The following is a 12,579-nucleotide window of genomic DNA, read 5'->3' as shown; positions in this document are numbered from 1 at the left end:
AAGCACTCATGCCGTTGCAGGCCGCGTGCTGGCCGCCGTTACCTGGCTGCGCCCCGGTCTCGTGGCAGAGGCGGCTGCGACAGCCGTAGCCAGTGGGTCGCAAACTGGGCGGCCGAGGATGTCAGTGAGATCGGGGCTGGTGCCGTCCAGGAAGCCGTGCCGGATGCCGGTCGCAATCGAGGAGAGCATAGGCGGCTGGAACGGCAGCAAATCCGGCATGTCGTTGAGGAGCCTGCGCCGGTACTCGCCCAGGCCGATGGCCAGGTGCGGGACTCCGAGCCGGTCGGCTACGTCCGCTGCCCTGAGCGGCGCGCCGGTCAGATCGTAGGTGTGCCCGCTGTGTTGGGCCGGATCCGCTGCGATGACTGCCGCGGCTTCGGCGAGGTCCGCACGGGCGACCGCGGCCAGGGCGCCGTCGCCGAATGCGGACTCCACCCCGTCGTCGGCCCACATCAGCAGACCGCCGAAGAGTTCGGCATACAGACCGTTGCGGAGGATCGTCCACGGCAGGCCGCAAGCGCGCACGAGCCGTTCGGTCGCACGGTGCGCCAGTGCGAAGCCGAGGTGGTCGCCGGCACCGGTCAGGCTCGTGTAGATGACATGCCGGACGCCGTCTCGGGAGGCAGCGTCCAAGACGGCCGCATGCCGCCTGATGACCTGGTCGTCCTCGGCATAGCCGGCGGAGATCAGCACCAGGGTCGATACACGGGCGAGGTCAATGCCGGAGTGGTCGTCGAAATCGAGCCGTCGCATCCCGTCACTCGGGGTGCGGCTGCCTCCTGTCGCGATCGCACCGCGGGCATGCAGCGCCGCCAGAGTGGCCGAGCCGAGGTTCCCGTTCGCTCCGGTCACCAAGATCATGTCAGTCACAGTCTTCCGTTGTGGTTCTCTTCGGTAACTAGGCTTGATCCTGATCCGCCCACGTACCGGCCACAAGGAGGCAGTTCTATGTCACCCGCGCACACAGAGGTAACCGCCGAGCCCGCCGACCTCGATCCCTGCGGACACGAAGATCACCCGGACTGCGGGATCCGCGATGTCCTGGACCGCATCGGCGACAAGTGGTCGGTACTCGTGATCGTCGAACTCGCCAGCGGACCGCGCCGCTTCCGGGAACTGCAACGCGCAATCGACGGCATCTCCCAGCGCATGCTCACCCTCACCGTGCGCAGGCTGGAACGCGACGGACTCGTCCTCCGCACCGTGTACCCGACCGTCCCGGCCCAGGTCGACTACCGCCTGACTGAGACCGGGGCCGGCCTGACTCACCTGGTCAAAGCACTCGCCGACTGGTCTCTCACCCATCGGGCCGTCATTGCTGAGGCACGGCACCAGTACGACCAGACCCACCCCGACCACGACATCCGGTAACGGCGACGGCCGTTGCCTCACACCGAGGGCGTTGCCAGCGACGCCTGTAAACAACGTCATGGCCCGCAACAGCTAGGTGGCGTGGTGGCGGCCTTTCGCATGTGTGGTCGCACGCCCCTGTGGTGACGCCCCCGCCGGGCGCGCATCATCACCGGTGAACGTGTGCCGCCACGTGCACTGACGGCGTGGGAGGGGATCCCTTCCGTTCTCCGCTCTCGTCCCGGCCGATCGCGGTGTGGACCTCGCCGGCGGAGTGCCGCCACGCCTTCCACGCCGCGTCGTACTCGGCGTGCTGTTCCTCGCTCCAGCCGCCCTCCACTTCTTCATCAAATCGTCGGAGATGTCTGCCACGCCGAGGATCTTGAGCAGTCTTGCGACGGTCCGACCTACCGCTCGCTTTACAGACCCACCATCGATGCCAGGTCACTACTTCAGCGGCAGCGTGATGCCGTCCGGCGCCGGCACCATGCACACGCACTTGGATCGGCGAGTGTGAGGCCGGTGCCGGCGGCCGTCGCGGGTATCGGCGGGCAGATTCGCGACCAGCTCCGCAAGCGCGTCCGCCGTGAGATGGGCTGATTCCTCGGTGCGAGGCCGACGGCCCCGGGAAGGGTGGCCACGGGTCGCCGTCCGGCGCTGAATCGCCGGCCCTGGCTGCGCTGTCGTATCCGTTCTGGATGTGGGCCTGCCGGGGGCGGTGCACTGTGTGCGGATCAGCGGGCGATCGAGATCGCGAAGGGTGCGAATCCGCTGGACCGAATCACGTGCGGTACGAACAGGATCGCGGCCTCCGTGGCGCGGGCGGTCTGGATCCCGCCGAGATCAGTGATCCACTCCTTGCGCCAGCCGAGGTCGATGAGCAGTTCACGGACGGTCTGCTTGGCCTGCGGATCCTCGCCGGAGAGGAAGACATCGGGCGCCTCGGCGAGCGTGGCCGGCGCGGTCATCACCGGGAAGAGCATGGTGTTGAGTGTCTTGACGACGCGCGTTTCGGGGAGCGCTTCCTGGAGTTGCTCGGCGAGGCTCGAGCCGGGGTAGATCAGGTCGGCGGGCAGTCCGTCCGGTCCGTCGACGGTGGCGTTGGAGACGTCGACGAGAATCTTGTCGCGCAGTTCCTCGCGCAGGGCAACGAGCCGCTCCAGCGAGCCGGCGCCCGGGGTGGCGTTGATGACGATCCGGGCCGTCCGGGCAGCGCCGGCGGCGGCGCCCGGCGCGCGGTCCGCCACGGTCACCTCATGCCCCGCCCGGATGAGGGCTGTGGCCAGGTTGCCGCCGACGCGGCCGTTTCCGAGTACTGCGATCGTGGTCATGATGATCTGGTCCTTCCGTGCGTGCAGGTTGTGGTGCGCGGTCAGCGTGAGAGCGTGGCGACGGCCTCGGCGTGGACGCCGGGCGCGGCGGCCAGGAAGCTCTCGCTCTGCGGGGTCCAGGGGCGGCCCTCGGCGTCGGAGATCTGTCCGCCGGCCTCGGTGACGAGCAGCGCCCCGGGCAGCAGGTCCGCGCGGGCGCCGGCGAACTGCCAGAAGGCGTCGATCCGGCCGGCGGCCACGTTCGTCAGGTGCAGGGTCGCGGGCACGGAGGTGCGGACGACGAGCGCGTCGAAGAGCATCGCGCTGATCGAGGAGCCGACGCGCCGCACGACCTTCTCGTCCTCGTCCGGCCGGGCCTGGCTGGTGGCCACGATGCCCAGGCCGAGGTCCGCGGTCTGGGAGACGTGCAGCGGCCGGCCGTCGTGGTGGGCGCCCGCGCCGGTGAGCGCGGTGTAGGTCTCGCCGGTCAACGGCAGGTGGACCACGGTGAGCACCGGCTGGTTGTCCCGCACGAGAGTGGCGGTCACCGCCCAATCCGGCAGGGCGTGCAGGTGGTTGACGTTGCCTTCGGCCGGATCCACGACCCACCACTCGCCGGACGGCAGCGCCCCGCCGTCCAGCTCGTCCTCCACCCAGCCCGCGTCCGGGCGCAGACGCGTGAGGCGGGGGCGCAGGATGTCGAGGGCCGTGTCGTCGTTGGCGGCGAGCGCGCGCATCAGCTCCTCGCGGGTCTGGTAGCGGACCACCTCGCCGAAGCGCTCGCGCAGCGCCGAACCAGCCGCTCGTACGGCGATCGCGGTCTGGCCGAGCAGGTCGGCGTCGGAGGCGGCGACGTCAGTGGTCTGAAGCGTTTCGGACATGTCGGTACTCCCGTGTGAGGAAGGGGTGTTGAGGCCGGTCGGATCGAGCTGTGCGTTCCGTCTTGCGCTCTGCTCTCGAAGGTATAGAGCCCCGTCATTAACTTCAAATGCATGTTAAGCACGGCTAGGATTACTCACATGCAATTGGATTTGAACCTGCTCACCGCGCTCGACGCGCTCCTTGAGGAGGGGAGTGTGGCCGGGGCCGCCGCGCGCCTGCACGTCACCGCCCCCGCGATGAGCCGGAGTCTGGGCCGAATCCGGCGCACCACCGGAGATCAGATCCTGGTGCGCACCGGCCGCACGATGACCCCGACGCCGTATGCGATCGCCGTCCGGGAACAGGTGCACGAGCTGCTGCACCAGGTCCACGGGGTGCTGGCACCGAGCCGTGAACTCGATCTGGCAACGCTGGAGCGCACGTTCACACTCCGCTGGCACGATTCCCTGGTCGCCTTGAGCGGCCCCGCACTGCTCGCGGCTGTCCGCGAACAGGCCCCGGGCGTGCGCTTGCGCTTCGTCGCGGAATCGAGCATCGACACCCCCGAGTTGCGGCGCGGCGAGGTCGACCTGGAGGCGAACGCCAACCGCCCGAGCGCACCGGACATCCGTGCCGAGAACGTGGGCGAGACTCGCCTCGTCATCGTCGTGAGGCAGGGGCACCCCCTCACCCGCGTCAGGACCGTCACCGCAAAGCGGTACGCCGCCGCTGAGCACGTGACCGTCTCGCGACGTGGAAACCTCAGCAATGCCCTCGACGACGCCCTCGCGCGGCTCGGCCTCACCCGCCGCGTGGTGGCGACCGCGCCCACGGAAGCGGCCGCGTTGGAGTTCGCGCGCGGCTCCGATCTCCTGATCAGCGTCCCCGAAGCCACCACGCGGTCCGCGGTCGCCGACCTCGGCCTGGTCGCGCTCCCCCTCCCGCTCGAACTGCCGTCGGCACCGATATACCTGTCGTGGCATCAGCGCTACGACACCGACCACGCCCACGCCTGGCTGCGCGGGCTGGCGCGAACCGTGCTGGACATGTGCGGAGCGTCGTAGTCGGCGCCGTCCGGCCGCTTCACCCATACGTCCACGTGACCACCACGGCGACCTGCTTGAACGTCAGCAGCGGCTTGCCGTGCGGGTGCCGGCCGTGGGGGCGGCCAGACCGACGCCTGCGGCTCAGGATCGCGGATCTGCGGGAGGGCGTCGGCGTGGCCCTCGGAGATCTGGGCGAGCCTGGCCCTGGTGCTAGGCACTGTCCGGCGGATCATGTGGCCGTGATGGCACCAAGTTAGTTGTTGCGGGCCGGACTGCGCCCGGTTGCGAGGCGTTTCTGCCCCTCGGGCATGGGGAGGACTGCCAGTGCGGTGTCTGCAATGTTCCGTAGCGTCTCCGGGTCCAGGCCGGCCTTGCCTACCGCCTCGATACCGCGGACCACCGTCAACAGAAGTGCCGCCAACCGCTCCGGATCCGCAGCGCTATCGATGTCGCCGTGGCGCTGAGCGGCGCTGATCTCCGTCCGCAGCAGGGTCAGCAGCGCCGTCATGGTCTCGGCCGACCGTCCGGCGACCGTCGGATCGTGCTGGGCCAGTTCCGCCGCGCCCTTGGCCAACAGGCACCCGCGGCGCTCGGTGTCGGAGGCGGTGTTCTCCGCCATTAGGCGCACGTATCCCGACAGCCGGGCCAAGGCCTCTGCGTCCGGGCCACCTGCCAGCCGCCCTTCGGCCACCTCAACGACTGCGGTGCACCAGTCGCCAAACACGCGGTGGAACAGCTTGCCCTTGTCGCCGAATGCGCCGTACAGGCTGCCCTTGCCCAGGCCGGTCGCCTGGGCGATGTCGTCCATCCGGGTTCCTGCATAGCCGGTCGCCCAGAACTGTTCCCGGGCCCGCTCCAGGACTTGGCGTTCGTCGAATGCGCGTGGTCTCGGCATGGTCTCAGCCTATCCATTCTTGACTCGACCGTCCATTACTGTCTACGTTGTGGACGATCCATTCCACAACTGAAGGGGTTCGACATGCCAGGCGTGCTGCAGGAGAAGGTGGCCGTGATCACCGGAGGCACCAGCGGGATCGGGCTGGCCATCGCCCACCGCTTCGTCCGGGAGGGCGCACGGGTCTTCGTGACCGGCCGGGACATCGACCGCCTCGAAGCGGCAGTCAAGGAGATTGGCCCTGCGGCCACCGGCGTACGATCCGACGTCTCGGTCCTGGCCGACCTGGACGCGCTCTACGCGCGAGTCCGCGAGGAGGCCGGACGCATCGACGTGCTGGTGGCCAACGCGGGAATCGTCGCGGACGCCGCGCTCGGCGCCCACACCGAGGCGAACGTCGACCTGACACTCGCCGTCAACGTCAAGGGCCCACTATTCACCGTCCAGAAGGCGCTTCCGCTGCTGGCGGAGAACGCCTCCATCCTGGTCATCGGCTCAAGCAACAGCGTGCGCCCCAATGAGCACCTCGAGGTCTACAGCGCCTCGAAGGCAGCGTTGAGCAACCTCGTGCACAACTGGGCCCGGCAATCGCGAGAGCGTCGATTCCGGGTCAACGTGCTCAGCCCGGGACCCACGCGGACCCCTGCCCTGCTGCGCGCCGCGGGGCCGGACGTCAACCGGTTCGCCGAGGCCGTCGTGCCACTGGGGCGGCTGGCTGACGCCGAGGAAATCGCCGAGGCCGCCCTCTTCCTGGCTTCGGACGCCTCGTCGTTCGTCACCGGCGCCGAACTCTTCGCCGACGGCGGCTACACCCGGGCCTGAACGACGGCCGGTGGTGCGCATCCGGTTCCCTCGAAGCGATGGGGCGCACTCCCGGCCGCGCGTGTGCGTCGTACGAGGCCCAGTGCGCGCGAAGCAACGAGATCGTGGCCGCGGCCTCTTTGGATGACGTCGGCCGCCACCCCGACTGCCGGTCCGGCAACGCCGGCCTCCGCTGGGTGCTCATCCACCTCGTCGAGGAGACCGGACGGCACGCGGGGCACGCGGACATCGTGAGGGAGCTGCTTGACGGGGCGAAGGGGTACTACTAGGTCTCTCCGGTGGGTCACGACCGGAGCCAAAGTCGGATCGAGGCAACGGTGACGGTGCCGTAGAAGACGTAGGCGCGTTTGTCGAACCTCGTCGCCACAGCCAGGAAGCTCTTGAGGGCATTGATCGTCCGCTCCACCTCGTTCCTACGTTTGTAGATCGCCCTGTCGAAGCCAGCGGGCCGACCGCCCTTGCTGCCTTTGTGCTGTCGGTTGGCCCGCTGGTTCTTCGGTTCGGGGATTGTGTGCTTGATCTGGCGTCGCCGCAGGTAGCGGCGGTTGCGGCGGGATGAGTAAGCCTTGTCTCCGCCGAGGTGGCCAGGCCGAGTCCGCGGTCGCCCGCCATCCCGGCGGGCGACACGGACACGCTCCATGACCGGGATGAGCTGCGGAGCGTCGCCCCACTGCCCCGGGGTGATCAGCAAGGCGAGTGGGCGGCGTCCGCCCTCACCGGCAAGGTGGATCTTGCAGGTCAGGCCGCCCCGTGAGCGTCCCAGGCCCTCATCGGGGCGGTGCTGCAGGGGCGTGTGTCTTTTCCCGGAAGTCGCCTTCCGCGTCAGCATCGGCGAGGACAGCCGCGAAGAGCTTGTCCCATGTGCCATCTGCTGACCAGCGCCTATGCCGCTCGTACACGGTCTTCCACCGACCGAAACGCGCAGGCAGATCCCGCCACGGTACCCCGGTGCGCTGCCGGAACAGAATCCCGTTGATCACCCTGCGATGGCTCTCCCAACGGCCCCCGCGCTGACCGGACTTCGGTAGGTGCGGGTTCAGCCTGGCCCATTCTTCATTTGTGAGATCTCCGCGCCCCATGAGCATGCCAACGAACGAAGGCTGCGGCAGTCACAAGATCCGCCGGACACGGCCTAGACCCAATGCCGTTGCGTTACGGGCTTGCGGGTTGGGGTCTTGTGATGAGGACGGCTTGAGGTCCGGTGCGGGTTGGCTGCGGCCAGGAACGGTGTTCAGGTCGTTTGAGGTGGTAGTTGGACATCTTGCGTTTCACCACGCGGGGCTGGCTGCGGAGGCGTCTGATGGGCAGGAGCCGTTCCATGAGGTCCTGTTCGAGCATCACCAGCGCTCTGACCAGGAGGTCAGGGGGAAAAGCTGCCCGGTGTGACGGTCACGCTGCGCCGGGCAGAGCGCAGAGTCTCGGTGAAGGAAATCCGGTCAGGGTCCAGACCGCGAGTGGCTGCCGTTCTCAGCATGAGTTCACGCAGAGCGTGGTGGACCAGAAGATGTGCCCAGATCTGCTGGTGAACACCGTCGGGTGTTTTACTGCTGAGCACGACGCGTGCGCCGCGCTGGTGGGTCTTGATCTCGGCGAAGACGGACTCGATCTCCCAACGCTCACGGTAGAGCGCGGCCAGTTGCCGCGCCGGATACCGTCGGGCATCCAGCAGGGTCGTGACCAGGCGATAGCCGCCGGTCTCACCCTCAGCGGTCCGGCCTTCGAGCCCCCAGGACGAACTGCCAAGCACAGTACGCCTACAGCAAAGGCAACGGCATTGGGCCTAGACCTCCTGGTTTTCCGGTCGATGTGGCGCCTCAGTCCTTCCTCGAGCTGATGGTTCATCCGTCGATGAACTGGTGCTGAAGCACGCCGCATCCGGCATGGTGCAGATCACGGTCATCGGGGCGCTGCGGGGGACCGACCCTGCGTTACCAGTGCAGCAGTGGGAGGTGGCCCAGATGAACGGACATGACATCTGGGGCGCGGTCGGCGACGGTGATCTTGGAGATCTTTCTGGGGACGGTTCCACGGGGCGACGGTGTTGGCCTTCACCTGCGGTCGAAGTCTTCGGTAAGCGCGCACGGCAACCGTCGCGGACGTGGCCGCCGAGGACGTGTGCTGAAGGAGGGTCCGGCTATGGCAAGCCTGTCACCTCGGGCACGTTATAGCCCCCGACCTTCAGCCCGGGTCGCGCCGCGTGAGCGTGGTCAGGCCAGGTCACGGTGACCGTGCGGGACTCGCCGGGCAGCAGCCACAGGTAGTTGTCGCCGTACTCGGCGGGCAGGACCCGGTGCCCGGAACTCGTGTCTACCAGGGACAGACGTACCATGGCCGCCACCGACGAACCTCGGTTGGTCACCTTGGCCGTCAGTTCGTGCCGCCCAGCTGACCCGCCCTGCGAGCCAGTCACGTCCACCGAGACTCTGCTCTGCCGCGCCCTATTCAGCGCCTGCATTGCCTCCGGAGTCTTGTACCGCCAGTACGTATTCTCCGCCAGAGTCTTGCCGTGATAGTCCGTGAGCCGCAGCCGCAGCAGATACAGGCCGGGCAGGGTGGCATCAGGGTCGGCGGTGAACGCCTTCGCCGTCGCGGAGGCCGCGAGGTCCACGGTCGCCTTCTGCTCGCCTGCAACCTGGCGGCCGTCAAGGTCGTACCAGCGGGCCGTCACGGTAGCCCCGTGGATCGCGTGCCGGGTGTGGTTGACGGCGATGACCTGCCCGTCGACCGGGCTCGCCTGCACATGCACAGGCTCACCGGCCTTGCGGGCGCCGTAGTAGGCGCCGTTGACATCGAAGTCGTAGTCGTACGTTTGCCACACTGTGCTGTACCAGGCCGGGTGGGACATCCACAGCAGCAGGCCGCTCGCGTCGTCCCACAGGTGGGCGTTCCAGGCCTCGAACATGGCGCGGTGGTTCTCGTAGTTGAGGAACTGGGCCTTGCGGCAGAAGTCGTCGAGGTCCTTGGCCGTGCCGAGCCGGCTCTCGATGGCCGCGCGGTAGTTCTGCGGGGCCTGGTTCCCCTTGGTGCTCCAGTCGTGGTAGTACCAGACGCCGCCGACCGGCCACTCGGGCTCGCCGCCGACCAGGCGCCGCATGGTCTCGGCTGTGGAGACCACCGGCATGCCGATCTCGGTGTGGAAGCCGTAGTTCTTGCTGCCATACGTCGTGGCGGAGAAGTACTTCTCCGACTCCACCCAGCCGTAAGGGCCGCCACCGGTGACGATGCCGTCCGCCGAGTTGTTCTGGTACAGCACGCCGGGCGCCGCGGAATGGACCGCATCGCGCATGCCGTCGTCGATCGCGGCGGGCGGGTTGCCCTCGTTGGCGCCGCACCAGACGACGACGCTCGGGTGGATGCGGTAGCGGAGCACGACGTCCCGTGCGGTGCTGTTGAAGGCGTCGTGGTCCGGCGGGTCCATCGCCCAGGCGTTGGGGAAGTCGTTCCACACCAGCAGCCCGTGCTCGTCGCAACTGGCGTAGAACTCCTCGCGGTTGGAGCTGCCCACCCAGTTGCGGATCATGGTGAAGTTCATGTCCCGGTGCATCCGCACCGCGGTGTCCATGCGCGGGGCAGGCATGCGGCGCAGCAACTCGTCCCAGCCCCAGTTGCCGCCGCGGCAGAAGACCCGCACACCATTGACGCTGATCTTCAGCGGTGCGATGGAGTTGTCGACCGATTTGACGTCCTTCCATTCGGTGCCGTTGTCAGAGACCTGGATGGTGTATGTCCGGGCGTAGGCCTGCTCCCAGGTGATCGCCACGCGGTCGAACCGCTCGGGTGCGCCGAGGTCGAACTGGATCCAGCTGTCGTCCTCGTAGACCGAGGTCCAACGTGTGTTGACGTTTCCGTCCACCGCGTTACCGGCAACCGTCCCCTCGCCCTCGGTGGAGGCGGCGGCGGGCTTACGAAGGGCCAGGTTGGTGCCCGGCCTCGTGCTGTCCACGACGGCCAGGTCCCACATCGAAAAGCCCCAGCCGGTGGCGCGGGTCCGGCAGAACACGCGCATGTAGCGCGCGGTGACCGCGTCGAACTCGACGTTCTGCATACTCGCCGAGCCTGAGGTGTTGAACGGCAGCGGCGCGGCGGCGTTGTCCATGTCAAGCACGTCGGTCCAGGCGGAGCCGTCGTTGGAGACCTGAATGGTGTACGTCTTGGCGTACGCCTGCTCCCAGTTGATGGCGATCCGGTCGAAGGAGACGGGGGAGCCGAGGTCGACCTGGACCCACTGCTCATCGTCGAAGGATGACGACCAGCGGGTGTCGCCGTTGCCGTCGGTGACGTTGCTTGCCGGGTGCGAGGGACCGTCGGAGGATGACGCTGTCGCCCTCTTGCCGAGGGCCAGGTCGTCGGCCGGAGTTGAGCTGTTGAGGACCGCCAAACTCCACATCGATGAGCCCCACTGGGTGGCGCGGGTGTGGCACAGGATGCGGACGTACCGTGCCTTCTGGCGGGCGAAGTCCACGGTCTGGGTGAAGATGTCGCTGCTCCACCGGAACGTCATCGGTACCGCGCCGTACTCGTAGCCGAACTGGCGTATGCCGAAGCGGGTGGTGCGGCGGTCGCTCTCCCGGCCGTCCACGGAAGCGGTCAGCGTGAGGTTGTGCAGGTTCGGCTCGCCGTAGCCGTTGGGCCACCACAGCTCGGGGTCGCGCAGGTGCAGTTGCGGGAAGTCAGTGGGGGCGAAGGTGACGTCCATGCTCTTGCCGCCGGGCACCGTCACGGCCTGGGTGACATTGACGCGGTCGAACGCGGCGGTGACGGTGACGCGCTTGTCGGCACTGCCGGCGTTGCGGACCGGCACCACGACGGTCAGCTCCGCCGTACCGGTGTCGGGCAGGTTGGGCAGCAGCGTGTCGACGCGCGGGTCGCCGATGACGGCGGCGCCGGTGGAGCGCAGCCGGACATGGTTCCAGATGCCGGCCGCGCGGTCGCGCACCGCTGGCATCCAGTCCCAGCCCGAGGAGGCAAGGTAGGTGGGGGAGTTGCGGTTCATCATGTTGGCGCCCGCGTCTACGAACGCGAGGCCGGCTGGACCCTTGTCGGTGGGGCTGCCGGGGAACGGAATCGGGGTGATCTTTACCGCAAGCGCCTGGCCGTCGGAGGACAGCAGTTTCGTGACGTCGTAGGAGGCGCGGGAGAACGGGTTGGTGAAGGCGCCGATCTTGGTGCTGTTGAACCAGACCTCGGCCGTGTGGTTGACGCCGTCGAACTCCAACCAGATGTGCCGTCCCGAGCCGGTCTGCAGGCCCTTGGGCAGGGCGAACTCGCGCCGGTACCACCAGGAGTGCCGGGACAGGGCTTCGGGCGCATGCAGGTTGTTGAACCCGGCCACCGGGTCGGGCAGATGGCCCTGGTCCACCAGTGAGGTCAGCACGGTGCCGGGGACGGTGGCCGGAAGCCAGCGGCTCGTGTCGTGGTTAGTGCGGGACAGGTCGGCACCGTCGGCGCCGGCCCAGTCGTCCATGGTCAGGTCCCAGCCGGACTCCAGCGGGACGGTGCCGTCGGCAGCCGTAGTCAGTGGCTCGGAGTGTCGCTCGCCTACGCCCCAGTCGGTCCAGCCGGTGACCTCCGGGCGGCGGGTGCGGCAGGTGCCGTAGACCTGGAGGCCGTTGAGGCCGAGCGGGTTGGTGTTGGAGCGCTTGGTGACCGTCATGCGCACCCAGCGCACGGTGACCGGCTTGGGCAGCGGGATTTCCATCTCGCCGCCCGTGCCGGAATCGGTGCGGTACACCGCCGTCCAGGACTTGTTGTCACGGGAGGTCTCGATGACGAAGTCCACGGCGCAACTGGACAGGATCTCCTGCCCGGTGGTGTTGTCGCGAGGACTGCCGGTGGGGGATTCCTTGAACGGCGGATCGTCCGCGGTGGCCTCGAACACCAGCCGCACGGTGGAGACTTCGCACAGTGCCTGGAGGTCCACCTTGATCCACTGGGGGTCGCCGTCCGCAGCTCGCCAGCCGCTGCCTCGGACCCCGCGCACCGCGAGGTCGTCCACGGCGAACTCGGCGGGTGTCGGGGCGTAGTCGGTTGAGGAGACCGAAATCGGTCGGTACGCGGCGAGTTCGGCCGGAGAAGTGCTCCGGTCGGGGTGTCCGGTTCCGGCCGTGGCTGCGGAGGCGAAGGGGCCCGTGCCGAGACCGAACCCGGCCAGCAGGGTGGACCCCGCCGACAGCACGGTACGCCGGGAGGGTGCGGAGGACTGATCCGACATGGGCAAGGCTCCGATCAGGGAAGACCATGGAACGGCGAGGCCGGTCGACCGGGATGGATGACAACGTTGCCACTGCGCTGGCAA

At 68.2% G+C, this 12,579-nt stretch carries 9 protein-coding genes and 2 pseudogenes; 4 read left to right on the top strand and 7 right to left on the bottom strand.

Annotated features, from left to right (window positions below; genetic code table 11):
* Nucleotides 1-6: 6 nt before the first annotated feature.
* The gene (locus ACY0PA_RS02075; RefSeq protein ID WP_473083058.1) at nucleotides 7-861 is read right to left on the bottom strand and encodes an NAD(P)H-binding protein; all 855 of its coding nucleotides are present in this window, start codon (nucleotides 859-861) and stop codon (nucleotides 7-9) included.
* Nucleotides 862-948: 87 nt separating this feature from the next.
* On the opposite strand from ACY0PA_RS02075, the gene ACY0PA_RS02070 reads away from it, so the two are divergent.
* Nucleotides 949-1,371 (top strand): winged helix-turn-helix transcriptional regulator, encoded by a 423-nt coding sequence (locus tag ACY0PA_RS02070; RefSeq protein WP_473083057.1) that lies wholly within the window; start codon nucleotides 949-951, stop codon nucleotides 1,369-1,371.
* Between the two features lie 713 nt (nucleotides 1,372-2,084).
* Here the strand turns inward: ACY0PA_RS02070 and ACY0PA_RS02065 are convergent.
* Together ACY0PA_RS02065 and ACY0PA_RS02060 are read right to left on the bottom strand one after the other, a co-directional pair.
* Nucleotides 2,085-2,681: an NADPH-dependent F420 reductase gene (locus tag ACY0PA_RS02065; protein ID WP_473083056.1), complete on the bottom strand. Its 597-nt coding sequence runs from the start codon at nucleotides 2,679-2,681 to the stop codon at nucleotides 2,085-2,087.
* 41 nt (nucleotides 2,682-2,722) lie between these two features.
* Nucleotides 2,723-3,541: a 3'(2'),5'-bisphosphate nucleotidase CysQ gene (locus ACY0PA_RS02060; RefSeq protein ID WP_473083055.1), complete on the bottom strand. Its 819-nt coding sequence runs from the start codon at nucleotides 3,539-3,541 to the stop codon at nucleotides 2,723-2,725.
* Nucleotides 3,542-3,679: 138 nt separating this feature from the next.
* Between ACY0PA_RS02060 and ACY0PA_RS02055 the strand changes: the two genes are divergently transcribed.
* Nucleotides 3,680-4,585, top strand: coding sequence for a LysR family transcriptional regulator (locus tag ACY0PA_RS02055; protein WP_473083054.1), 906 nt, complete (start codon nucleotides 3,680-3,682; stop codon nucleotides 4,583-4,585).
* Nucleotides 4,586-4,820: 235 nt separating this feature from the next.
* Here ACY0PA_RS02055 and ACY0PA_RS02050 read toward each other — a convergent pair whose 3' ends face one another.
* Entirely contained in the window at nucleotides 4,821-5,462 is a 642-nt protein-coding gene (locus tag ACY0PA_RS02050) for a TetR/AcrR family transcriptional regulator (protein ID WP_473083053.1), read from the bottom strand.
* A gap of 84 nt (nucleotides 5,463-5,546) precedes the next feature.
* Here ACY0PA_RS02050 and ACY0PA_RS02045 point away from each other — a divergent pair, with 84 nt between their 5' ends.
* Nucleotides 5,547-6,284 (top strand): SDR family NAD(P)-dependent oxidoreductase, encoded by a 738-nt coding sequence (locus ACY0PA_RS02045; RefSeq protein ID WP_473083052.1) that lies wholly within the window; start codon nucleotides 5,547-5,549, stop codon nucleotides 6,282-6,284.
* Nucleotides 6,285-6,325: 41 nt separating this feature from the next.
* A pseudogene (locus ACY0PA_RS02040) lies at nucleotides 6,326-6,553 on the top strand (mycothiol transferase); the annotation flags it as partial.
* Between the two features lie 14 nt (nucleotides 6,554-6,567).
* Here the strand turns inward: ACY0PA_RS02040 and ACY0PA_RS02035 are convergent.
* The 3 genes and pseudogenes from ACY0PA_RS02035 to ACY0PA_RS02025 form a co-directional block, all read right to left on the bottom strand.
* Nucleotides 6,568-7,363: pseudogene (locus ACY0PA_RS02035) on the bottom strand (IS5 family transposase).
* A gap of 281 nt (nucleotides 7,364-7,644) precedes the next feature.
* Nucleotides 7,645-8,031 carry a transposase gene (locus tag ACY0PA_RS02030; protein ID WP_473083051.1) on the bottom strand — a complete coding sequence of 129 codons (387 nt, stop codon included), beginning with the start codon at nucleotides 8,029-8,031 and terminating at the stop codon, nucleotides 7,645-7,647.
* A gap of 387 nt (nucleotides 8,032-8,418) precedes the next feature.
* Complete coding sequence (locus tag ACY0PA_RS02025) at nucleotides 8,419-12,495, bottom strand: discoidin domain-containing protein (protein WP_473083050.1); 4,077 nt, start codon at nucleotides 12,493-12,495, stop codon at nucleotides 8,419-8,421.
* Between the last annotated feature and the right edge of the window lie 84 nt (nucleotides 12,496-12,579).

This window comes from Streptomyces sp. DS1-CR2, assembly GCF_055760475.1.
This window is presented reverse-complemented; position numbering and strand designations above follow the sequence as displayed.